This window comes from Microbulbifer sp. YPW1 (assembly GCF_013367775.1).
Taxonomy (GTDB): Bacteria; Pseudomonadota; Gammaproteobacteria; order Pseudomonadales; family Cellvibrionaceae; genus Microbulbifer.
Genome location: NZ_CP055157.1, coordinates 1,854,781 through 1,876,927, shown reverse-complemented (window position 1 = coordinate 1,876,927; position 22,147 = coordinate 1,854,781). Strand labels below are relative to the sequence as shown.

Sequence of the window (22,147 nt, the reverse complement as noted above, 5' to 3'; positions counted from 1 at the left end):
TACCTTGGTCTAGCAGGCAAGGCTCTACACAGAAGATACAGTGCAGATCCGTAACTTAGATAAAAACCATAACTACTGGTGATCGGAGAGAGCCATGCGCAAAACGATAAAGTTCAACCCCCTCGCCGTAGGTGTCATGCTCGCCTGCGGTGCCAGCTTCGCCTACGCCGAGCCCCAGCTCGAAGAAGTAACCGTAACCGCGCAGAAGCGCGAGCAGTCACTGCAGGAAGTGCCGGTGGCGGTATCAGCCATTGGTGAAGCCCAGCTGATGGAGAACGGCATTTCCGATATGACCGAGCTCCAGAAGATGTCCCCCAATACCACTTTGCAGGTGAGCCGCGGTACCAACTCCACCCTCACCGCATTCATTCGCGGCATTGGCCAGCAAGACCCACTGTGGGGCTATGAGCCAGGTGTTGGCATCTACATTGACGATGTCTATATCGCCCGTCCGCAGGGCGCGGTAATGGACGTGTTCGACGTAGAGCGAATCGAAGTACTGCGCGGCCCGCAGGGAACCCTGTACGGCAAGAACACCATCGGCGGCGCGGTGAAATATGTCACCAAGAAAATGACCGGTGACACTGAGATTTCCATTGGTAGCGCACTGGGCAGCTACAACCAGCGCGACCTGAAACTGAAAGCCTCCACCGGGCTGACCGAAAACCTGAATATTGGCGCGGCCATCGCTAGCTTCAATCGCGATGGCTTCGGTGAGAACGTTATTACCGGTGAAGACCAGTACAACAAAGATATTCTCGCAGCTCGAGTAAGCCTTGAATACTCACCGACCGAAGCATTGTTTTTCCGCTTCGCTGCCGATAAAACCACGGATAAGTCCGCGTCCAAACACGGCCATCGCTTTGATCCGGGCGTCAACGGTGAACCGGTACTGGACAGTGTTTACGATACCGAGTCGAACCTGCCGTCGGACAACCTGGTGGAAACCAGCGGTATGTCCTTCACCGCGGAATGGCAACTTTCTGACAGCGTAACTGTGAAATCAGTAACAGCGAGCCGCGAGGGCGAATCCGATACCGTTATTGATTTTGACAGCGTCAACACCCCGAGCTTTGACGTTCCCGCGATTTACGACGATGAACAATTCACTCAGGAATTCCAGCTCATCTGGCAGGGTGAAAATGCAGACCTGGTCAGTGGTATTTACTACTACGACGGCACCGCTTCTGGCGCCTACGACGCTGTACTGGCTCCCATTAGTGTGGCCGTTAACGGCAGCGTAGATACCCAAAGCCTGTCCGCCTACGCGCACTATAACTGGCAGTTTGCTGACCAGTGGAACCTGAATCTCGGCGGACGTTATACCAAAGACGACAAAGAAGCGGACGTTTACAACGCCGTGATCGCGGGTCTCGGCAGTGACTTCTCCCACGACAAGTACTATGCGGATTCGGCTGCCCCTATCGTAGCGGCCGTTCGTACCGACTATACAAACAGTGACTCCTGGGGGGAGTTTACACCCAGAGTTGGCATTGATTACCAACTCAGTAACGATGCCATGTTGTACGCCACTTATAGCACTGGCTTTAAATCTGGCGGCTTCGACATGCGCGGCGTAGAGACGGCCAACCCGCTCACCAGAGAGGGCTACGCACCGGAAACAGTGGACACTATGGAGTTCGGCTGGAAACTTGACCTCCTCGCCAATCGCTTACGCCTGAACGGTGCGCTATTCCGCGCAGACTATACCGACATGCAGTTGACTACCCAGCGCCTGCTTGACGATGGGACCACTGCCGGTGACGTTCTGAATGCTGGTAAATCCCGAATTCAGGGTATCGAGCTGGAAGCGTCTTTAGCGCTGACCGACAACCTGTCCGCCAACGCCAACCTCGGCTGGGTGGATGCAGAGTTCATCGAGTTCATGTCCGGCGGAGAAAATATTGCCGATACCCGCGATATGCAGAACACGCCAGACACCACTGCGATGATCCAGCTCAACTGGTCTCTGCCAGTCGCCGGCGGCGAAATGGTGATTGTTCCCTCAGCATCGTATCGCTCGGACACACAGATTTTCGAGACTCCGAGCATTCTCGACCAAGAGGGTTACACGCTGGTTGACCTGACTGCTACTTACTACAGCCCCGATGGCAACTGGAATCTTGGACTGCAAGGGAAAAATCTGACCGATACCGAATACCGCATCGCTGGTTATGACTTCGGCCCCAGCTTGCAGACCGGTTTCTACGGCGCACCCCGCACCATCGCACTCACAGGTAGTTACAACTTCTAATCACGTCCTCCTTGCATTGTTGTGAATAGCATTAATGGGGCCCCTCGGGGCCCCTTTTTTATTGCCGCTTTCTCATCCCGGACTGTCGCCTCGATCTCCGTATCGGCGCATCTTTTCTTAAATTGGCGCCAAATATCACACTTTGGCAGCGGACTCTTCTAGGCTGAAAAGTGAGGGCTGCAGTGAAGCACCCTCGAATCAGCCATCGAGGTATCCGCGTGCAGAAATTGAGTTGTATTCTGCTGACTGCGGCGATAGCGACAGGAGTTGTTGCCGGTTGTACGTCAACCGAGCCGAGGGAAAGTCAAGCCAACCGCGCTTTCAGCAGCGCCGTCCCCCCACATATGAACCCCGCCCACATGTCGGTGAGATCTTCCGACCGCAGGCCGAGGAGTGGCCGCCGCGATGCGCCGCGCTCCCTCAACGTCAATGGCACCCGTTTCCGGTGCTTCGAACAGGAACTGGATTCAAAAGTCGTCGTACGCTGCGTGCGACAGTCGTAACCCATTGTGCGGTACCCGCGCGGGCGCTGGCGCCCGCCGATACCCGTTTCTGTGACCATTTCCGCCACAAGCTGTCGCCGCTGTCCTCTCGCTATGGCCGGGGATGACTAAGCTACATCTATCTGCAAGCAGGGAGCGGAAGGTTATGAACAGAATTTTCCCGGTGTGGCTGATGGGCTTCGCCATTGTCGTTGCCGGCTGTATGAACATGGATGGCAAGGACTCGGGCCCGACCCAGACCCCGGGCTCGCTGAGTAGTGTATGCGGCGACAAATGGGAAATGCGCCTGCTGCGCATCAATGGGCAGGCAATTCCGGTGGACCAGCCGCGGGAATTTACCTTCCTGTGTAACAGCGATGGCGAGGCCATGGGGAAAAGTGGCATCAATACCTACCGCGGTGCCATGCAGGTGACCAGCAATGGCCAGATCCTGTGGGACACCGACAGTTTCGCATCCACCAAGATGGCCGGCCCCCCGCAACTGATGGAGCAGGAGACCCAGTACCTGCGCGCCCTGTCCGGCACCCGCCAGGCCTTCGTGAAAAGCGGCGGCGGTCGCCTGATCCTGCGGGACGTGTCCGGGGATATCTATATTGAATACATCAAGGCGGGCAGCTGACGGCAGCCCGCCGTTTTCCTGGCCGTCCCACTCCTCACCACACACCACGGCTAACACGGCAACGGATATTTCAGCCGTAATCAGGTACCGGATAGACCGGATGGGTCACAGACACCCGCCGGCAATTGATGTTAAATGGCGCAAATACCCACCGGATGGAACAAATGCACCGCCCGTTTCTGCCGCCACAACTCAACCTCACCCGTGCACTGCGCGCGCACGCGGTCCTTCTCGCTCTGCTGTTTGCGGGCCTAATCCTCACCGGCTGCGGTAGCAGCGACACCCAGCCATCGGCAATGCGCGCCACCAATAGCGACGCCATTTGCGAGCGTCAGTGGCTGCTGGATACGCTGTCCGTCGATGGGCGCGAACACAAGTCCCGAATGTTCTGGCAGAAGATGTGGCGCGATCGCCCCTACCTGGGCTGCGACAAGCTCGGTTTTGTGCGCGGCAGTGCCGGCTCCAATCCCTATCTGGGCCAGTTCCGGCTGAGCGACGGCGGCACCATCCAATGGCTCAAGCCACCGACGATTTCCCGCATGGTGGGGCGCCGCAAGAGTAGCGAGCTGGAGAAAGACTTTCTGCTGGCGCTACCGCGAGTCACCCGCGCTCACGCCCGCGGCGATACCCTGGTCCTGGAAGGCGACGACGGCACGCGGCTGGAGTTCAAGCAGACCGGTGAAGTCGCCCCGCCAGCCCGCTAAAGCCACTCGCGCATAAACACGCTCCGCCACGCACAGGCAGACATAAAAAAAGCGGCCACAAGGGCCGCTTCAAGCGTCATTCAAGAAGGGTCCCGATTCGCAGCGCGATGCCCGGGACCAATCCTCCAATCGGAGGCACCTCCAAACTCGGAAGCAAAAAGTCACCAATTCAATTGGTGCGATGCAAAGAGAGAAGAACAACGAAAACTGTTTCGGCTGGCGATGAAGCAACCGGACAAGCGAAATTTCGTTGTGGGAATTAGAGTAGGTGCCAGACGTGACAAACAGATTACGAACCGGGAAATTTTCCCAATAGCCCGCGAAAATACCTGCGCGCGCGTCTGATATTTCTGTGTTGCGTTACGGGCGCGAGCGGCGCTGGTGCTGCTCCAGATTCTGCTGGCGTTTGCGTTCGCTCTTGCGCAGCAACAGGTAGGTGGCCCCCAGGCCGCCGTGTTGTTTCTGCGCACTGTGGAAAGCCAGCACCTCGGGCAGTTGCGGCAACCAGGCGTTGACACAGCTCTTCAACAGCGCGGGCTGCTTGCGACCCTCGCCCTTGCCGTGGGTCACCAGTGCGCAGCGCACGTCCGCATCCATGCAGTCCCGTATAAACTGGTACAGGGCGCGGCGGGCCATCTCGATGGTGTGATGGTGCAGGTCCAGGCGCGCGTCCACGGTGTACTTGCCCAGGCGCAGATTGCGGTAAACCCCGTTTTGCACACCGTCGCGTTTGAATTCGATGGGATCCCAGGGGTCCACCGGCTCTACGAACTCACCACCGAGGGGGTTCAGCTCGCGCGCAGTCTGCGCGGTGGCCGCCTCTCTGCGGGCGCGCTGGTTGAGGGAATTGGCGGCAGCGTCGCGGTCGTCTTTGCGCAGCGCGGACTGACGGTGCTTGGGCGCCAGCGGCTTTACGTCGCCCAATGCGCCCATTGCGCCGCGAAAATCTTCCACATCGCTGTTATCCACAGTGTTCCCCGCTTACCTCTTGCCGACTGTAGGTACCGGCGAGTCTGCTCAGGGATCGAGAAACAGATCCACTGCCAACTCACCGGCCTTGGCGGGATTGTGCGCATATTCGGTGAAATCTTCCACCCCGCGTTCGTGCAGCAGGGTCTCGTCGATCAGCTGGGCGCCGTTCAGGCCCCGGTTACTGGTTGTCAGCACCTCGTAAGCGGCGTCCGCCATCACCAGGGGCTTGCGGCTCTGCTCGAACATTTCCCGGCTGCCCACGGCGAACTCGATGGCCGCGGTCGCCACCAGGGTGCGCGGCCACAGGGTGGCGACGCTGATATTGGTTTCGCGCAGCTCCTCTGCCAGCCCCATGCTGAGGATGGTCATGCCGAACTTGGACAGCGCGTAGGGCGCGAAGGGCCCCAACCAGCGCGGCTCCAGGTTCAGCGGCGGTGACAGGCTGAGAATGTGCCCGCATTCGGACTGCTTCAGGTAGGGAATCGCCAGGTGCGCGGTGAGGTACACGGCGCGGGCATTGATATCCATCATCAGGTCGTAGCGCTTGGGCGGTGTGGACTCGACATTGGTCAGGTTGATGGCACCGGCATTGTTGATGACCGCGTCGATGCCACCGAAGATGTCTGCGGTTTTCTTCAGCGCCTCGGCGACCTGCTCCTCTTCGCGCACGTCCACCTGCATCGGCAGGGCCTTGCCGCCGGCAGCCTCAATCTCCTCGGCGACGGTGTAGATGGTCCCCGGGAGTTTGGGGTGGGGCTCTGCGGACTTGGCGGCAATGGCAATATTGGCGCCATCGGCGGCACATTTGAGGGCGATGGCGCGGCCGATGCCGCGGCTGGCGCCGGTGATAAAGATGGTTTTGCCTTTGAGGGCGCCGGTGTTTTCAGTGAGGGTGATCGCGTCGCTCATACAGGCGCTCCCTTGGGGTTGCCGTGTGATTGTGGGGTATCAACCGCCCTCGCAGATGACCACTGCGGGGCCGTATATGTCCTTGAAGGTCTGCGGCATCCGCTTGGGTTTGCCGCTGGAGAGCTCGATACACACCATCTGCCAGGTGGCGCGCAGGATCAGAGCCTGGTCACTGGCGCGGAAAACCTGGAACTTACGGGTCATGTTGAGGCGACTGTCGACCTTGGTGAGCCAGGTGCCGATCAGCAGCTCATCGCCCTCCCTAGCGGCCAGTATATAGTCGTACTCGGCCTGGCGAATGGCCATTCCCCGGTCCATCGACTGGTAATTAGTGACATCCAGCCCCAGCTCCAGACTGTGCGACCAGGCCGCACGCTCACACCAGCGCACGTATTCGGCATTGTTGGCGTGGTGCAGGCCATCGACGTGTTCGGGCATTACCTGGACACTTTGAATGTAAGGGGTTGGCAGGTCCCAGTTCATGGGGCTTGTACTCCGTAGGCTGGTGCGTGGCGGCTCTGCCGGCTGCGCATCGCAGGTTCGTGCATTACCGAAAAACCGGGCAATTTAACAAGCCCTGCAACAACTGGACATTACTTCAGACACGAAAAAGGCCCCCGAAGGAGCCTTTTTTGACAAGAAAACCGGGCCTTAGGCGTCGGTCTTCTCTGCGCCTTGCTCGGCCTGCTGTTGCGCCTGCTGCATGGCAGCCGCGAACAGGGCGTCGAAGTTGATCGGCGGCAGCATCAGGGCGGGGAAAGAGCCCTTGGTCACAATGTTGTCTACCACTTCGCGCGCGTAGGGGAACAGGATCTGCGGGCAGGCAGTGTTCAGCGCCTGGGCCAGCTGCTGGCCTTCCAGGCCCTTGATGCCGAACAGGCCGGCTTGCTGGACTTCCACCAGGAACGCGGTCTCTTCTTCAACCTTGACGGTAATGGTCAGGGTCAACGCCACTTCGTACAGATCTTCGTCGATCTTGGCGGTTTTGGTGTTCAGTTCCTGATTTACCTGGGGTTTCCACTGCTTTTTGAAAACCTCTGCACCCATCGGAGTCTCGAAGGACAGGTCTTTCAGGTAGATACGCTGCATCGCGAATTGTACTTGTTGTTCGCCGTTTACTGCAGCGCCGTTTTGTTCTTCAGCCATGTTACTGCCTGCTTAAAAAAAGTTTATTTACTGCCTTCCCTGAAAGAAGACTCCCTGTATGGGTCTTACTTATGGGGGCCTCGAAATACCCTTTCAAGGCATGTCACTGAAAATTCTTGTACTTGACGCGAGGCTTCACGCCAGTAACTGATCCAGCTCTCCGCTGCGCTCGATGGCCATCAGTTCATCGCAACCGCCCACGTGTTTTTCACCAACCCATATCTGCGGCACTGTGTGGCTGCCCGCCTTGGCGGTCATTTCAGCACGCAGCTCGCGGTCGCCGTCCACCGAGATTTCGGTGTAGGGGACATTCTTGTTATCCAGCAGGTATTTCGCTCGGATACAGAAGGGGCAGAAGCGGGTGGTGTAGATGACGACTTCTTTCACAGACGGAAAACCTCTTTGCTTGCTTTACCTGACCGAACGGGACTCTTCAGCTCCAGTCTCGTCCGGTCGAGCCAGTTCAGCGCCGGTTTATACCGGCCAGAGTCAGGGATCAGCCCTTCACCAGCGGGAGCTTCTGGTTCGCCCACTCGGACATACCGCCTTCCAGGCGGCGCACGGTGTAGCCCGCCTTTTTCAGCTGACGCCCGACCGGGCCCGCATGCTGGCCGATCTTGTCCGCCAGGATCAGGGTCTTTTCTTTATAGGGTGCGAGTTCGCCGATGCGCTTCTCGATATCCCCGTGGGGGATATGGATGGCGTCGACGATGTGTCCGGCAGCGAACTCGGCGCGATCGCGCAGATCCACCACCCGGGCATCCTCAGTATTGATCAGTCGGGTGGCCTCGTGGGCCGACGCGGGTTTGCCCGCTTTGATACGTTCGGTAATTGCCAGCGCATACACCAGCGCCACCAACAGACTCACCAGCAGCCACTGCTCGCTGATAAAGACGAAAAAGTCCACTCCGCCCCCGGAAAATATAAGTTTGTTGTTCTGAATTCGACCACTGACGCATCAGTCGGCCGCGTTTGCGCCGGTATTGTAAAACAACCCAACCGGCAGCTCGAAGGTGGCGCAGTATACACGACCATGGCCAAATCTTAACCAGCAATTTCACTGCCGAAAGCCGCCGAATACTGGTTAATACCTGACCTCAGGCCCGGAAACAGGTTAAAATCCGCCACCTGCGGTAAAACTCCCTTACGAGTTCCGTCCTCTGGCAATGACGCCGAACGATCACCCATCAACCCAACACAGGAATACCGATCCCATGGCATCCGAGTCTTCGCCCAAACGCCCCGTGGTACTGCTGATTCTGGACGGCTTCGGCCACAGTGAGCACTCCGAGCACAACGCCATTGCGGCGGCGAACTCCCCGGTATGGGACCAGATCTGGGCCAGCCGCCCGAAAACCCTGATCCAGACTTCAGGCATGGCGGTAGGCCTGCCGGAAGGCCAGATGGGCAACTCCGAAGTGGGCCACATGACCCTCGGCGCCGGCCGCGTGGTGTACCAGAACTTCACCCGCATCAACAAGGCCATCAAGGACGGCGAGTTCTTCAAGAACCCCGCCTACACCGCCGCGGTCGACAAGGCCATCACCAATAACGGCGCGGTGCACATCATGGGCCTGCTGTCCGACGGCGGTGTGCACAGCCACGACGACCACATTGTGGCAATGGCCACCCTGGCTGCCCAGCGCGGCGCCAGGGCAATCTACATCCACGCGTTCACCGACGGCCGCGACACCGCACCGCGCAGCGCGGAGGCCCCGCTGGCGCGCCTGACCCAGGTCTGTGACGCATTGGGCAATGCCCGCATCGCCAGTATCTCCGGCCGCTATTTCGCCATGGATCGCGACAACCGCTGGGACCGTGTACAACCGGTTTACGACCTGATGACCCAGGGCGTTTCCGAGCACCAGGCGGCAGACGCCCTCGCCGGACTCGCCGCCGCTTACGCCCGCGATGAGAACGACGAATTCGTGGCGCCGACCCGGATTGGCGACGCGGCACCGGTCAAAGACGGCGACGCGCTGATCTTTATGAACTTCCGCCCGGACCGCGCCCGCCAGCTGACCCGCGCCTTTACCGACCCGAACTTCGACGGCTTTGCCCGCGCGGTTACCCCCAAGCTGGCAGATTTCGTGATGACCACGGAATACGCTGCCGATATCGACGCCAGCTGCGCCTTCCCGCCGGAAAACCTGGTCAACACCTTTGGTGAGTACCTGCAGAACCAGAACAAGACCCAATTGCGTATTGCCGAGACAGAAAAGTACGCACATGTGACCTTCTTCTTTAGCGGTGGCCGCGAAGAGCCCTACAATGGCGAAGAGCGCATCCTGATCAAATCCCCGGATGTGGCCACCTACGACCTGCAGCCGGAAATGAGCGCGCCGGAAGTGACCGACAAACTGGTAGCCGCGATCGAGAGCGGCAAGTTTGACGCGATCATCTGTAACTACGCCAACGGCGACATGGTGGGCCACACCGGTGTATTCGAGGCCGCGGTAAAAGCGGTGGAAGCGCTGGACACCTGTGTCGACCGCGTAACCAAGGCAGCCCTGGCCGCCGGTGGTGAGGTACTGATCACCGCCGACCACGGCAATGTGGAAGAGATGTTCGACGCCGGCTCCGGCCAGGTCAGCACCCAGCACTCCACCCTGCCGGTACCGTTTGTGTATATCGGTGCGCGCGATGTGAGCATGCGCGATGGCGGCAGCCTCGCCGACGTGGCACCGACCATGCTGGCACTGATGGGCATGCCACAGCCGGCCGAAATGAGCGGCGAGCCGCTGGTAAAACTGAATTAATCCGGGTTCAGCCCGCGAGGTTAAGAAACTGTCTTCATGAAATTTTCTGCAGTTGTCATCACAGCCCTGCTGTCCTCGTTGCTTCTGGTTCCCGCCTGCTTCGCGCAGGCGGCGGACGAGGAGCAGCAAGCGCGGCTGACGGAAATCAAGCAGCGTATCGAGTCTTTGCAGGAGGAGCTGAACCAGGTTAAGGGTGAGCGCGATCAGCTGCTCAAGGACCTGGAGTCCAACGAGAAAGACATCTCCGAGCTGCTGCAACGGATCGACAAGATCAAGTCGGACATGCAGAGCCGCGGCGAGAAGCTGCAGGAATTGAAGCGGGAAGAAAAACAGCTGGAGGAATCCCGGCGAAGTATGCAGCGGCGGGCCGAGCAGGAAGTCGCCGCCGCATACCGACTCGGTCGCCAGGAGCAGATCAAGCTGCTCCTCAACCAACAAGACCCCCAGCACATCGCCCGCCAACTCCGCTACCACGACTACTTCCTCAAGCAACGCAGCCAAGTCATCGGCGAATACGTCAACACCCTCGATCAACTCACCACTGTCAGCGCCGGCATCCAGCGCGAACAGGACACCCTCGCCCGCGAACGCGACCAGCTGGAACAGAAACGTCGGGCACTGACCAGCGCGCAGCAGTCGCGCCAGCGCACCCTGGACAAACTGGCGAAGCAGCTGGCGAGCAAAAGTGGAGAACTCAATCAGCTGCACAGTGATCGCAGCCGCCTGCAGCGCCTGGTGGATGAAGTCGGCCGCGCCATCGCCAGCCTGATCAATCCCAGCGACCAGACGCCATTTGCCAAACAGCGCGGACGCATGCAGTGGCCAACCAGCGGACGCCGCGCCAACGCCTTTGGCCAGCGCCGCGCCAATGGCATCACCTGGACCGGCGTAACCCTGCGCGCTAACGAGGGCGCCCCGGTCAAGGCGATCCACCGCGGGCGGGTGGTCTTTGCCGATTACCTGCGCGGCCAGGGCATGCTGATCATTCTCGACCACGGCGACGGCTACATGAGCCTGTACGGCCACAACCAGTCCCTAACCCGCGCCATTGGCGAGTGGGTGGAAAGCGGCGACACCATTGCCCGCGTGGGCAACACCGGCGGCATGAGCCAGGCGGGCCTCTATTTTGAAATCCGCCGACACGGCAAACCCCAGGACCCCACCGCCTGGTGTCGACGCTGAGCTTGCTCCGCACCCGCAATCCGCTAACACACTTCCCCTTGCAGTTTCATTCCCCGCACTGACACGCCGGTTCACTTCCCCGCCAACTTCAAACCTGCGGGGAGTGCCGGGTCTACAATTCTCAGTGAACATCACGAATTCTCAGCCGAATTTGCGGGCAGCCCGAGTTACGGGCATCCCACGGTGTAGCTAGTAGCTAAAGCTAGTGGCTAGAAAGTAACGATAAATGCCAAGGACGTGCAGATTATGTTCACCCCAAAATTGCTGGCTCGCCTGCTAGGCGCGGCAGCTCTCACCGCTCTGCCGCTGATGGGACTCAGCCAGGGCGACAGCGAGCGCGCATCGCTGGAAGCCGAATCCCGCCTGCCTCTCGAAGACCTGCGCAGTTTCGCCAAAGTATTCGAGCAGATACGCCAGGGCTACATCAATGAGGTGGACGACAGCACCCTGCTGGAATACGCCATCAAGGGCATGTTGCAGGGATTGGACCCGCACTCGGCCTATCTCGACAGTCGATCCTTTGATGACCTGCAGGCGAATACCACCGGTGAGTTTGCCGGACTGGGGATCGAGGTCGGTGTCGAGGATGATTACATCACTATCATCACGCCCATGGACGGCACGCCCGCGGAACGCGCCGGATTGCGCGCCGGGGATGTGATCCTGCGCCTGTCGGGCAAGTCCATGCGCGGCGTCAGCCTGGACCAGGCGGTGGAGAAAATGCGCGGCCCGGTGGGCTCCTCGGTCACTCTCACCATCGGCCGCAAGGGACACAAGGAGCCCTTCGACGTCACCGTCAAGCGCGACAAGGTGCGCGTGTACAGTGTGCGCGGGGAAATGCTCGAAGAGGGGTACGGCTATCTGCGCATCAGCCAGTTCCAGCTGGATACCGGTGGCGACCTGATGCGGGCAATGAAAAAGCTCAAAAAAGAGGGTGAGCTGAAAGGCCTGGTGGTCGACCTGCGCAACAACCCCGGCGGGGTGCTGCAGTCTTCGGTGGAAGTGGTCGACGCCTTCCTCGAGGAGGGACTGGTGGTCTACACCGAAGGCCGCAACGAATCTTCCAACCTGCGCTATTCCGCCAGTGCCGGTGACGTCACCGATGGTGCACCGCTGGTGGTACTGATCAACGATGGCTCCGCCTCGGCGGCGGAAATCGTGGCGGGCGCATTGCAGGACCACCGCCGCGCCGTGGTGATGGGTACCGACAGCTTTGGCAAGGGCTCGGTACAGACGGTCATCCCGATCAACGATGAACGGGCAATCAAGCTCACTACCGCGCTCTACTTCACCCCCAAGGGACGCTCCATCCAGGCCCAGGGCATCAAGCCGGATATCACTGTTGAGCGTGTGAAGGTGACCCGGATGGATGGCCGCGCCCGCACCACAGAAGCGGATCTGGCCGGGCACCTGGGCAATGGCAACGGCGGTGAAGAAAGCGGATCGGAAGACCGCAAGCGCGCCAAGGCGAAACAGGACGACTGGTACAGCCGCGACAATCAGGTGTTCGAGGCACTGAATGTGCTCAAAGGCCTGAACCTGTACGTGCGTCGTGCGCCGGCTGCGAGCGAGGAAAGCAGCGCGCCGGCAGCGAAGGATCAGGTGGCGCGGATTCGCGCCGAGGATCTGTAATCTTCGCGTATTCCCGCAAACCGCACCCGGTTTTTGGCTAGTCTTTAAATTGGGTGCGGTATTCCACTGTCGAGTATTCGGCACAGTGGAAGCAGTGAAAGTGGTAACGGAAGCAGTAGCGAGGTAGTCATGCAGCGGTATCGTCGTGGCGAACAGGGGGAATCCATCCCTCCCCGTGCTGACCGTTTTTTCAAACTGGATGACGACTGGTATTTCACCGTACGCGGTGGCAATACGTTCGGTCCATTCGCCTGCAAGGCGGAAGCACAGAAGGCGGTGGAGCGATTCCTCAATCCACTGACAGAATACTCCGGAAATGTACGCCCGTTTGGCAGCCAGCGCGCAAGGCGCTGGCACAATGCACACAAGTTCTGATTGCGGACAATCTTTACGCGGGATTAGATCCGCATCTCGATGCCCGCTTCCTGCATAAAGGCTTTGGCCTCTCCAATTGTGTATTCGCCGAAGTGGAAAATGCTCGCCGCGAGCACCGCGTCCGCACCGCCCTGTAATACACCATCCGCCAGGTGCTGCAGGTTGCCAACACCACCAGAGGCGATCACCGGTACGGAAACCGCGTCGGAAATGGCACGGGTCAGCGCCAGGTCAAAACCGTTTTTGGTTCCGTCCCGGTCCATGCTGGTCAGCAGGAGTTCCCCGGCACCGTAACTGTCCATCTTCTTCGCCCACTCCACCGCGTCGATACCGGTGGGCTTGCGTCCGCCGTGGGTAAAAATCTCCCACTTGGGCTCTTTGTCATTGCCAACCTGTTTGGCATCAATGGCGACAACGATGCACTGGCTGCCGAAACGGTCGGCGGCTTCGCGCACGAAGTCGGGATTGAATACCGCGGCGGAATTGATTGCGGTCTTGTCCGCGCCCGCATTCAGCAGGTTGCGGATATCCTGTAATTCGCGCACCCCGCCGCCCACGGTCAGCGGAATGAACACCTGTGAAGCCATTTTTTCCACCGTGTGCAACGTGGTGTCGCGGCCCTCATGGGTGGCGGTGATGTCGAGGAAGGTCACTTCATCGGCACCGGCTTCGTTGTAGCGTCGCGCGATTTCCACCGGATCTCCGGCATCGCGGATGTCGACGAAGTTGACGCCTTTGACCACTCGGCCGGCGTCGACGTCGAGACAGGGAATAATGCGTTTGGCGAGGCCCATTGAGTTAATCCGCTTATTGCTGGTTCCAGTTGTCGCACAGTTCCTGCGCCTGGCGCAGGTCGAGCTTGTCTTCGTAGATGGCGCGGCCGGTAATGGCGCCGAAGATACGGGTCTTCTCGTCACCGGCTTCCAGCAGTTGCTGGATATCTTCGATGCTGCTGACACCGCCGGAGGCGATGATCGGGATCTGCACGGCGCGGGCCATATCGAGGGTGGACTCGAGATTGACGCCCTGCATCATGCCGTCGCGGGCGATGTCGGTGTAGACGATGGCGCTGACGCCGCAGTCCTGGAACTGTTTGGCGAGTTCGGTGGCCTGCACGTCGGAGACTTCGGCCCAGCCTTCTGTAGCGACGAGGCCGTCTTTGGCATCGAGGCCGACGATGATGCGGCCTTCGAATTCACGGCAGGCTTCTTTAACCAGCTTGGGATTTTTTACTGCGGCGGTGCCGATGATGGTCCAGCTGACACCCGCGTCTAGATACCACTCGATGGTTTTCAGGTCGCGGATGCCGCCGCCGATCTGGATCGGGAATTGCGGGAACTGGCGGGCAATGGCGTTGACGGCGTCGCCGTTAACCGGGTTGCCGGCGAAGGCGCCGTTCAGGTCAACAATGTGCAGGCGCTTGGCGCCCTGGCTGAGCCAGTGTTCGGCGGTGGCGACGGGGTCGTCGGAAAAGACGGTAGCGTCTTCCATTTCACCCTGGCGCAGGCGTACGCACTCGCCGTCTTTCAGATCAATGGCTGGGATTACTATCATTTTGGTTAACTTCCTGTTTCGGGGTCCCGGTTTTTTCAGGTCCGGTGGCGGCAGAGCATCTAGTTATTTACTTCGTAAGCATTTACGCGGCATTACCCCGTAGGAGCCTGCCCTGCAGGCGAACAATCTGGGTGGCCATTCATGTTCGCCTGCAGGGCAGGCTCCTACGAATGCCGATCAGAACGCTCCATTCCAACCGACAAAATTCTTCAACAGCTGCATACCCGCATCCGCACTTTTCTCCGGGTGGAACTGAGTGGCGAAAATATTATTGTTGGTAACGGCAGCGGCAAGTTTTACACCGTAGTCGGTTTCACCGGCGACGGCATCGTTGTTTTCCGCGGGCACATAGTAGCTGTGCACAAAATAGAAACGGCTGCCGCTCTCGATATTGCTCCACATCGGGTGATCGATTTTCTGTTGCACCCGGTTCCAGCCCATATGCGGGACTTTCAGGTGCTGGCCATTTTCGTACAAGTCTTTGCCGAAAAATTTGACCGGCTGCGGGAAGATGCCGAGGCAGTCGATACCGCCATTTTCTTCACTGCTCGCCATCATGATCTGCATGCCCACACAGATACCTAGGATGGGCATGCCCGATTCGATGCACTGGTTCAGCAGGGGTACGAATCCGGGGCGAATGAAGCCTTCCATGCAGTCGCGGATGGCGCCGACGCCGGGGACGATCAGGCGATCTGCACCTTCGGCCTGCTCCGGGGTGGTGGCGAGCACCACTTCGTCCGTCGGGGCGACCTTTTGCAAGGCGCTGGCGACGGAGTGGAGGTTGCCCATACCGTAGTCGAGGACGACGATTTTTTGCATTTTCTTGCTTACTCCTGCCTTACAGCACGCCTTTGGTGGAGGGCATGGCGCCTTCCATTCTCGGGTCCGGGGTCAGGGCCATGCGCAGCGCGCGACCGAAGGCCTTGAACACGGTCTCGATCTGGTGGTGGGCATTGAAGCCGCGGAGGCAGTCGATGTGCAGGGTCACCAGGGCGTGATTGACGAAGCCCTGGAAGAATTCGTAGAAAAGTTCGGTATCGAAGTTGCCGATACGCTTCTGGGTGAACGGCACATTCAGGGTGAGACCGGGACGCCCGGAGAAGTCGATGACCACCCGGCTCAGGGCCTCGTCCAGGGGGACGTAGCTGTGGCCGTAGCGGGTCATGCCTTTCTTGTCGCCCACGGCTTCGGCAATGGCCTTGCCCAGGGTGATGCCGATATCTTCCACGGTGTGGTGGTCGTCGATATGGGTGTCGCCGTCGCAGCTGATATCCAGGTCGATCATGCCGTGGCGGGCAATCTGATCCAGCATGTGTTCGAGGAAGGGGACGCCGGTATCGAATTTACCGGTACCTTTGCCGTCGAGATTGACGCTGACCTTGATCTTGGTTTCCAGGGTATCGCGATTGACGCTGGCGGTGCGCATGGGATCTACATCCTTGGTTGGGTAGCGGCCACCCCGATCTCTCCGGGCCCGCTGAGACAGAAGGCGCGAATTATACGCCCAAATGCAGTGGAATTTGGCCGATAGTCTCAGATGAAACTTGATTCATCGCAAAGATCAAATATCATACCGCCCATGACTATGTACTCCCGCCACAAGACCCCCGTCTGGGTCAGCTTTGTACTGCTGTTCGCGCTGATGCTCGCGCAGCCGGTGCTGGCGGAGCATATCCATATCGATGATCGCTCTCATCAGCTCTGCGATCTGTCCCACAATCACACCCCGGCCCCCGTGGGTAGTGAGTACACCTTTACCAGCCCCGACCTGGCGCCGCTGTACTGCGAACAGCAGGCCCCGGTGGCCCTCGACTGCCAGCCGGAGCGCCAGTCTGCCCGCGGCCCGCCCGCACACCTGTCTCTCAGCTAAATCTCAGCAAACCAAACCAGATTTAAGTTCCGGCACCGGCCTTTGGGTGGCCGCTGCCTGTGATTGACAGGAATAATCAACAATGTCTCGTGAAAAGTACCGGGTAAATACTCTGGCGCTGGCCGTTGCCTGCGCATTCTCTTCTGCTGTGTCTTCTGCCGTTTCCGCTCAGGCGGTTAACAAGGAGGGGGAATCCATTGAGGAGGTGAATGTCACCGTCTCCCCCCTGGCCAAACCTGCCGATGCCGTGGCGGCGCCGGTGTCCGTGCTGAAAGGCGATGAACTGCGCAAGGCCGCATCCGCCACCCTGGGCCAGACCCTCAACAGCCAGCTGGGCGTGGCCAATGCCTCCTTCGGCGGCGGTGTGGGCCTGCCGGTGATCCGCGGCCAGAGCGCCAACCGGGTCAAGGTGCTGAACGACAACCTCGACGTGGCCGACGCCTCCAACACCAGCTCCGACCACGCCGCCAGTATCGAGCCGCTGCTCGCCAACAACATCGAGATCCTGCGCGGTCCCGCGGCCCTGCGCTACGGCAGCGGCGCCATCGGCGGCGTGGTGAATGTGATCGACGGTCGTATCCCCACCCGGGTACCGGAAGAAATCGAAGGTGCGGTGGAGATGCGCCACGACACTGCCAACCGGCAGGATGCCGGTGTCTTCCGCCTGAGCGGTGGCGCCGGCAACCTGGCCTGGTATCTGGATGGTGTCTACCGCGATAACGACGATACCCAGATTCCGGGTCTCGCCATCCGCGAGCACGACGAGCATGAAGAACACGAAGAGCACGCTGACGAAGAACATCACGAGGAAGAGTTCAACACGGACGGTTTCGTTGGCAACACCAGCGCCCGCGCCAAGAGCGGCAGCGCCGGCCTTTCCTGGGTGACAGACAGCGGCTTTGTTGGCTTCTCCGTCAACCGCCTGGAGAACAATTACGGTATTCCCCTGGGTGCCCACGAGCATCACGAGGAGGAAGAGCACGCCCTGGAAGAGGGCCACGCGGAAGAAGAGCACCTGGAAGAGGAGCACGGGGAAGAGGCGGTGCGCATCGACCTCGCCCAGACCCGCTACGACCTCAAGGGCGAACACGACTTCAATGGCGACTACTGGGACAAAATCAGCTTCCGTCTCGGCCACAACGATTACCAGCACGTGGAACTGGAACACGGTGAGCCGGGCACCCGCTTCACCAACAAGGCCTGGGAAAGCCGGGTAGAACTGACCCACGACGACGGCGGCGAATGGCGCGGCGCCTATGGCCTGCAATTGACCCGCAAGGACTTCGCCGCGATCGGCGATGAGGCGTTTATTCGCCCGTCCATCACCGACAGTATCGGTGCCTTCACCATGAAGGAGCGCGAGTGGGGCAACTGGCACCTGGATCTGGGCGCGCGCCTGGAAAACGTGACCATTGACCCGGAATACGGAAGCGACAAGGACTTCAATCTGGTCGGCCTGTCCGGTGCCCTGCAGTATTTCCTCACCGAGCACCAGCACCTGAGTGTCGGTCTCACCAGCGCCGAGCGTGCACCGGTAGCCGAGGAACTGTTTGCCGACGGCGCACATCTGGCGGAATCCCGCTACATCGTCGGTAACGAGACGCTGGACAAGGAAAACTCCATCAACCTGGAGCTGGGCTATCACCACCACAACCAGGACGCCATTGGCTGGCACGCTGCGAAAGTCGAGGCCAACGTGTTTTACAACCGTATCGGCGACTATATCTACGCCGCCAATACCGGCCTGGAAGACGAGGAAAGTGAATTCGCCATTTACGGCTACGAAAATCGCGACGCTACTTTCTACGGCGCCGAAGCATCGGTGCAATTCCCGCTGGCCAGCTCTCTCAGCCTGACCCTGTTCGGCGACAGCGTGCGCGCCAGCTTCGATGATCGCATTGCCGGCGAGCCCCGATCTGTGCCGCGCATGCCGCCGCTGCGCTTCGGTTTTGCCCTCGGCGGTGACTACGATTCCTGGAACTGGCAGTGGCGCAACACCCGCGCCACCGCGCAGGATCGCCCCGGCGCCTTCGAGGAAACCACCGACGCCTACACACGCATGGATCTCACCGCGCAGTACAACTTCAAACTGGCGGGCAACGACGGCGTGCTGTTTGCCAACGCGCGCAACCTGCTGGATGAAGAAATCCGCAACGCCACCTCACTGCTGCGGGACTTCGCACCGGAAGCAGGGCGCAGTATCGAAGCCGGGGTAAGGTTTCATTTCTGACCGGCACCTGCTTCAATAGTCTGCAATTGACGCGCCCCGGCTCTGCCGGGGCAGCATCCTCCTTTGCCAATACCAGATTAAGGAAACCTCTGTATGGCCTGGATCAAGCGCGGACTTATCACCCTCGTTGTTCTTTTTGCTCTGTTTGCCGGTGTTATCGCCTGGTTCCTCTCCGGCCTCGACGCCAATCAGTACAAACCGAAAATCGTAAAACTGGCCGCGGACCAGGGCATTGCCCTGACCCTGGACGGCGATATCGGCTGGCAGATCTGGCCCAACATCGCACTCAAGCTCGAAGGTGTGAAACTGGCACCGCTGGCACTGCCCAGTGAGTCCCTGCTGGAAGCAGACAAGGTCGCCGTCGGCGTTGCGCTGATGCCGCTGCTAGACAAACGTATCGAAGCCAAGGAAGTCGTCCTGCTGGGCCCGCAGGTTGCACTCACCGTGGACCAGAATGGCAAAGGCAACTGGGAACTGATCACGGAGGCCATGGAAGCCAAGGCCAAGCTGGATGAGAAACAGCAGCAGGAACAGCCCCCCAAACTGGATGTGCCTGAAGAGAGCGCTGAACCCGCACAGGGCCTGGAACTGGCTCTGGAACAACTGCGCCTGGAAGACGGTGTGCTGCGCTATACCGACAAACAGACCGGCACCGAATACGCCATCAGCAAGCTGCATATTTCTGCAGACAACCTGGTACCCGGCGGCAAGCCCGGCGAAGTACAGCTGCGCGCGGAAATCGCAGGCAGTGATCTTCCCAAGCCGGTGAACCTGGATATCCACAGCACCCTCGCCATCGACGAAGGCCTGAACGGCCTGCGGGTACAACCCGCCAATATCAAGCTCACCGGAGCCGAAGGCGCCGAGGCGAAAATCAACCTGCGCGGCAACGTGCGTCGCGCCAAGTCCGATGCCCCCTGGCAGATCCAGCTGAACCTGAATGTGGACGTCGAGCCGATCACCGGCTGGCTCGCCGCGGTGGGCAGCGAGTTCAAACCGCAGAGCAGCAGCGCCCTGCAGAAACTGCATATCGAGACCGATATCAGCGGCACCGACAAGCAGATGTTCCTGGAGCCACTGCAACTGGTACTGGACGACAACCGTCTCGAAGGCAGCGCCAGCTTCCAGGCCAGTACCACGGCCAACGGGGTTCCCAGCGTGTCCCTGTCACTGACGGGCGGCGAGCTGAATGTGGACGACTACCTGCCCCCGCCGGCAGCCGGCCCGCAGCCGGACGAACTGACCGCAGATGTGGCCGCAGCCCAACCGGTACCGCTGCCCCTCGAATCCATGCGTGGCTTTAACGCCAAGCTGGATCTGACCCTGGAAAAACTGCACGCACTGGACTTCGAGATCGACCAGCCGCAACTGGCAGTGAACGTGAATAACGGCCTGTATCAGCTGAACAAACTGGCGGCTGGCCTCTACGGCGGCACCCTCAACAGCACAGGTGTGTTCAACGCCCGCGGCAACTCTGCCCGCGGCGAGTTGAGTGGCGGCCTCACCGGCGTGGAGATCTCCAAGGTACAGGAAGCCCTGTTCGCCAGCGATGAACCGGAAGCGGCAAATGCCAAGAAGGTCACCCTGTCCGGCAAAACCGATCTTACCTGGGTGGGTCAGACCAACGGCGCCGACACCCTGGCCCTGCAGAAAAACCTGCGCGCCGCGGTACAGCTAAATTCCAAGGAACTGTCACTGGCCCCATTCAATCTGGAGAAAGGGATGTGCCAGCTGGTGAGTTACGCCGAGAAAACCCCGATGCCGGAAAAAGAATGGCCCGCACAAACCCGCCTGCAGGACCTGCGCACCAGCGTGAACCTGAATGGTGACGTTGCCAAGGTGGAGGGCATCAATGCCGGTATCGAGAATATCGCGCTGACCGGCGACGGCACCGTGGACCTGGAACAGCAGCAGTTCGACTTCGCCCTCGGCCTGGCGCTGGTAGGCGAAAAAACCTCCGGTAATGGCTGTTCCGTGCAGAACAGCCGCTGGCGCAACCGCGCCCTGCCGCTGCGCTGCAAAGCCAAGTTTGACGAGGCCGGCGCCACCACCTGTAAGCCGGACAGCCGTCGACTCGACGACCTGATCCGCGAGGAACTGAAGTACAAAGCGGAGAAGAAGTACGGTGACAAGGTCGAAGAAAAGACCGAGGAACTGAAAGACAAGCTGAAGGACAAGTTCAAAGGCCTGTTCAACCGCGGGGATTAATACCCAACACCCGTAGGAGCCTACCGGCAGAGTGGGCTATCCCTCACAACCTTATCCCGATAGCATGGGCACCCTCTGCGGTGCCCATTTTTATTTCGACCTATGCCAAATCCTGCCCCCAAGCCCAAGACACCAGCCCGCTTCCAGCAGGCCCTGCTCAAATGGTTCGACCAGCACGGGCGCCACGACCTGCCGTGGCAGCAGGACATCAACCCCTACCGGGTGTGGGTCTCTGAGATCATGCTGCAGCAGACCCAGGTCACCGCGGTCATTCCCTACTACCAGCGCTTTATGGAATCCTTTCCCACGGTGCAGGCACTCGCCGCCGCCAGCCAGGATCAGGTACTGGCCCACTGGAGTGGCCTCGGTTATTACGCCCGCGCGCGCAACCTGCACAAGTGTGCACAGACCGTAGTGAACGACCACTCCGGCGAATTCCCGCGGGATGTCGAGCTATTGGAAGCACTCCCCGGTATCGGCCGCTCCACCGCCGGCGCCATTGCCAGCATCAGCATGGGACTGCCGGCAGCGATCCTGGACGGCAACGTCAAACGGGTTCTGGCCCGCATCCACGCCATCGACGGCTGGCCCGGGCAAACCGCTGTGGCCCGGGATATGTGGGAAATCGCCGAGCGCTACACGCCCGCAGAGCGCACCGGCGATTACACCCAGGCGATGATGGATCTGGGCGCCACCCTTTGCACCCGCTCCCGACCCGCCTGCGAGCGCTGCCCGTTCGAGAATCACTGTGTCGCCCGCGCCCAGGGCAACCCCACCGCCTATCCCGGCAAAAAGCCCAAGAAGGAAAAACCGGAACGCCAGGCTACCCTGTTGCTGATCGAGCACGACGACGAACTCTACCTCGAGCAGCGCCCTGCCAGCGGAATCTGGGGCGGCCTGTGGACGCCGCCGCAGCTCGAAGGGGACGACGGCGGTGAAGCCAGCGCCCAGGAATGGTTGGCCGCAAGGGACATGGATGCCGGTGAGATCCAGGCCCTGCCGCCCATGCGCCACACCTTCACCCATTTCCACCTGGACATTCATCCGGTGTGGATAACTCTGCCGTCCAGACCGGCACAGGTGGCAGAAGGACCCAGTGGCTGGTATAAACTGCGCCAGCTCGACCGGCCCCGATCCGCACAGGATCTGGGAGTGCCGGCCCCAATCGCCAAGTTGGTAAAACAGCTTGTCGCGCTCAAGGAGCCAATACTGGCGCCCTGCTGAAAC

At 60.0% G+C, this 22,147-nt stretch carries 21 protein-coding genes; 11 read left to right on the top strand and 10 right to left on the bottom strand.

Translation table 11 applies throughout. The features are described 5' to 3' along the window. The first annotated feature begins 94 nt into the window (after positions 1–94). From HUW35_RS07985 to HUW35_RS07975, 3 genes are all read left to right on the top strand, one after another. Positions 95–2,254 (top strand): TonB-dependent receptor, encoded by a 2,160-nt coding sequence (locus HUW35_RS07985; RefSeq protein ID WP_181255054.1) that lies wholly within the window; start codon positions 95–97, stop codon positions 2,252–2,254. A 648-nt stretch (positions 2,255–2,902) separates the two neighbouring features. Next, positions 2,903–3,376: an META domain-containing protein gene (locus tag HUW35_RS07980; protein WP_181255053.1), complete on the top strand. Its 474-nt coding sequence runs from the start codon at positions 2,903–2,905 to the stop codon at positions 3,374–3,376. 164 nt (positions 3,377–3,540) lie between these two features. Next, positions 3,541–4,080, top strand: coding sequence for an META domain-containing protein (locus tag HUW35_RS07975; protein ID WP_181255052.1), 540 nt, complete (start codon positions 3,541–3,543; stop codon positions 4,078–4,080). A 360-nt stretch (positions 4,081–4,440) separates the two neighbouring features. Here HUW35_RS07975 and smrA read toward each other — a convergent pair whose 3' ends face one another. From smrA to HUW35_RS07945, 6 genes are all read right to left on the bottom strand, one after another. After that, positions 4,441–5,049, bottom strand: coding sequence for a DNA endonuclease SmrA (gene smrA, locus HUW35_RS07970; RefSeq protein WP_255463553.1), 609 nt, complete (start codon positions 5,047–5,049; stop codon positions 4,441–4,443). Positions 5,050–5,097: 48 nt separating this feature from the next. After that, on the bottom strand, positions 5,098–5,961 hold the full coding sequence (locus HUW35_RS07965) for an NAD(P)-dependent oxidoreductase (protein ID WP_181255051.1): 864 nt from the start codon (positions 5,959–5,961) through the stop codon (positions 5,098–5,100). A gap of 39 nt (positions 5,962–6,000) precedes the next feature. Next, positions 6,001–6,444 (bottom strand): thioesterase family protein, encoded by a 444-nt coding sequence (locus HUW35_RS07960; protein ID WP_181255050.1) that lies wholly within the window; start codon positions 6,442–6,444, stop codon positions 6,001–6,003. A 168-nt stretch (positions 6,445–6,612) separates the two neighbouring features. After that, a complete protein-coding gene (gene secB, locus HUW35_RS07955) occupies positions 6,613–7,107 on the bottom strand; it encodes a protein-export chaperone SecB (RefSeq protein WP_181255049.1) in 495 nt (164 codons plus the stop codon). Between the two features lie 135 nt (positions 7,108–7,242). Continuing rightward, complete coding sequence (grxC, locus tag HUW35_RS07950; protein WP_078084413.1) at positions 7,243–7,494, bottom strand: glutaredoxin 3; 252 nt, start codon at positions 7,492–7,494, stop codon at positions 7,243–7,245. A 109-nt stretch (positions 7,495–7,603) separates the two neighbouring features. After that, on the bottom strand, positions 7,604–8,014 hold the full coding sequence (locus HUW35_RS07945) for a rhodanese-like domain-containing protein (RefSeq protein ID WP_181255048.1): 411 nt from the start codon (positions 8,012–8,014) through the stop codon (positions 7,604–7,606). Between the two features lie 307 nt (positions 8,015–8,321). Here HUW35_RS07945 and gpmI point away from each other — a divergent pair, with 307 nt between their 5' ends. From gpmI to HUW35_RS07925, 4 genes are all read left to right on the top strand, one after another. Further along, complete coding sequence (gene gpmI / locus HUW35_RS07940; protein WP_181255047.1) at positions 8,322–9,866, top strand: 2,3-bisphosphoglycerate-independent phosphoglycerate mutase; 1,545 nt, start codon at positions 8,322–8,324, stop codon at positions 9,864–9,866. Between the two features lie 36 nt (positions 9,867–9,902). Beyond that, positions 9,903–11,048 (top strand): murein hydrolase activator EnvC, encoded by a 1,146-nt coding sequence (locus tag HUW35_RS07935; protein WP_181255046.1) that lies wholly within the window; start codon positions 9,903–9,905, stop codon positions 11,046–11,048. Positions 11,049–11,294: 246 nt separating this feature from the next. Further along, the gene (locus tag HUW35_RS07930; RefSeq protein ID WP_181255045.1) at positions 11,295–12,680 is read left to right on the top strand and encodes a S41 family peptidase; all 1,386 of its coding nucleotides are present in this window, start codon (positions 11,295–11,297) and stop codon (positions 12,678–12,680) included. Positions 12,681–12,809: 129 nt separating this feature from the next. Then, on the top strand, positions 12,810–13,055 hold the full coding sequence (locus HUW35_RS07925; protein ID WP_181255044.1) for a DUF6316 family protein: 246 nt from the start codon (positions 12,810–12,812) through the stop codon (positions 13,053–13,055). A 23-nt stretch (positions 13,056–13,078) separates the two neighbouring features. Here HUW35_RS07925 and hisF read toward each other — a convergent pair whose 3' ends face one another. The 4 genes from hisF to hisB all read right to left on the bottom strand — a co-directional run bounded on the left by hisF (position 13,079) and on the right by hisB (position 16,038). Continuing rightward, on the bottom strand, positions 13,079–13,849 hold the full coding sequence (gene hisF, locus HUW35_RS07920) for an imidazole glycerol phosphate synthase subunit HisF (RefSeq protein ID WP_181255043.1): 771 nt from the start codon (positions 13,847–13,849) through the stop codon (positions 13,079–13,081). 13 nt (positions 13,850–13,862) lie between these two features. Further along, positions 13,863–14,609: a 1-(5-phosphoribosyl)-5-[(5-phosphoribosylamino)methylideneamino]imidazole-4-carboxamide isomerase gene (gene hisA, locus HUW35_RS07915; RefSeq protein WP_181255042.1), complete on the bottom strand. Its 747-nt coding sequence runs from the start codon at positions 14,607–14,609 to the stop codon at positions 13,863–13,865. A gap of 177 nt (positions 14,610–14,786) precedes the next feature. Then, positions 14,787–15,431, bottom strand: a complete 645-nt coding sequence (hisH, locus tag HUW35_RS07910) for an imidazole glycerol phosphate synthase subunit HisH (RefSeq protein WP_181255041.1) — start codon at positions 15,429–15,431, stop codon at positions 14,787–14,789. A gap of 19 nt (positions 15,432–15,450) precedes the next feature. Further along, positions 15,451–16,038, bottom strand: a complete 588-nt coding sequence (gene hisB, locus HUW35_RS07905) for an imidazoleglycerol-phosphate dehydratase HisB (RefSeq protein ID WP_181255040.1) — start codon at positions 16,036–16,038, stop codon at positions 15,451–15,453. A 153-nt stretch (positions 16,039–16,191) separates the two neighbouring features. Between hisB and HUW35_RS07900 the strand changes: the two genes are divergently transcribed. The 4 genes from HUW35_RS07900 (at position 16,192) to mutY (ending at position 22,144) form a co-directional block, all read left to right on the top strand. Then, entirely contained in the window at positions 16,192–16,482 is a 291-nt protein-coding gene (locus HUW35_RS07900) for a hypothetical protein (protein WP_181255039.1), read from the top strand. Positions 16,483–16,564: 82 nt separating this feature from the next. Then, positions 16,565–18,712 (top strand): TonB-dependent receptor, encoded by a 2,148-nt coding sequence (locus tag HUW35_RS07895; protein ID WP_181255038.1) that lies wholly within the window; start codon positions 16,565–16,567, stop codon positions 18,710–18,712. Positions 18,713–18,805: 93 nt separating this feature from the next. Next, positions 18,806–20,920 (top strand): AsmA family protein, encoded by a 2,115-nt coding sequence (locus tag HUW35_RS07890; protein WP_181255037.1) that lies wholly within the window; start codon positions 18,806–18,808, stop codon positions 20,918–20,920. Positions 20,921–21,022: 102 nt separating this feature from the next. Continuing rightward, a complete protein-coding gene (gene mutY, locus HUW35_RS07885; RefSeq protein WP_181255036.1) occupies positions 21,023–22,144 on the top strand; it encodes an A/G-specific adenine glycosylase in 1,122 nt (373 codons plus the stop codon). The last annotated feature ends 3 nt before the right edge of the window (positions 22,145–22,147 follow it).

Bases quoted from the DNA above. Each gene is read 5' to 3' on its own strand.
- HUW35_RS07985 (WP_181255054.1), top strand. From the start codon at position 95: ATGCGCAAAACGATAAAGTTCAACCCCCTCGCCGTAGGTGTCATGCTC.
- HUW35_RS07980 (WP_181255053.1), top strand. From the start codon at position 2,903: ATGAACAGAATTTTCCCGGTGTGGCTGATGGGCTTCGCCATTGTCGTT.
- HUW35_RS07975 (WP_181255052.1), top strand. From the start codon at position 3,541: ATGCACCGCCCGTTTCTGCCGCCACAACTCAACCTCACCCGTGCACTG.
- HUW35_RS07965 (WP_181255051.1), bottom strand. From the start codon at position 5,961: ATGAGCGACGCGATCACCCTCACTGAAAACACCGGCGCCCTCAAAGGC.
- HUW35_RS07960 (WP_181255050.1), bottom strand. From the start codon at position 6,444: ATGAACTGGGACCTGCCAACCCCTTACATTCAAAGTGTCCAGGTAATG.
- secB (WP_181255049.1), bottom strand. From the start codon at position 7,107: ATGGCTGAAGAACAAAACGGCGCTGCAGTAAACGGCGAACAACAAGTA.
- gpmI (WP_181255047.1), top strand. From the start codon at position 8,322: ATGGCATCCGAGTCTTCGCCCAAACGCCCCGTGGTACTGCTGATTCTG.
- HUW35_RS07935 (WP_181255046.1), top strand. From the start codon at position 9,903: ATGAAATTTTCTGCAGTTGTCATCACAGCCCTGCTGTCCTCGTTGCTT.
- HUW35_RS07930 (WP_181255045.1), top strand. From the start codon at position 11,295: ATGTTCACCCCAAAATTGCTGGCTCGCCTGCTAGGCGCGGCAGCTCTC.
- HUW35_RS07925 (WP_181255044.1), top strand. From the start codon at position 12,810: ATGCAGCGGTATCGTCGTGGCGAACAGGGGGAATCCATCCCTCCCCGT.
- hisF (WP_181255043.1), bottom strand. From the start codon at position 13,849: ATGGGCCTCGCCAAACGCATTATTCCCTGTCTCGACGTCGACGCCGGC.
- hisA (WP_181255042.1), bottom strand. From the start codon at position 14,609: ATGATAGTAATCCCAGCCATTGATCTGAAAGACGGCGAGTGCGTACGC.
- hisH (WP_181255041.1), bottom strand. From the start codon at position 15,431: ATGCAAAAAATCGTCGTCCTCGACTACGGTATGGGCAACCTCCACTCC.
- hisB (WP_181255040.1), bottom strand. From the start codon at position 16,038: ATGCGCACCGCCAGCGTCAATCGCGATACCCTGGAAACCAAGATCAAG.
- HUW35_RS07900 (WP_181255039.1), top strand. From the start codon at position 16,192: ATGACTATGTACTCCCGCCACAAGACCCCCGTCTGGGTCAGCTTTGTA.
- HUW35_RS07895 (WP_181255038.1), top strand. From the start codon at position 16,565: ATGTCTCGTGAAAAGTACCGGGTAAATACTCTGGCGCTGGCCGTTGCC.
- HUW35_RS07890 (WP_181255037.1), top strand. From the start codon at position 18,806: ATGGCCTGGATCAAGCGCGGACTTATCACCCTCGTTGTTCTTTTTGCT.
- mutY (WP_181255036.1), top strand. From the start codon at position 21,023: ATGCCAAATCCTGCCCCCAAGCCCAAGACACCAGCCCGCTTCCAGCAG.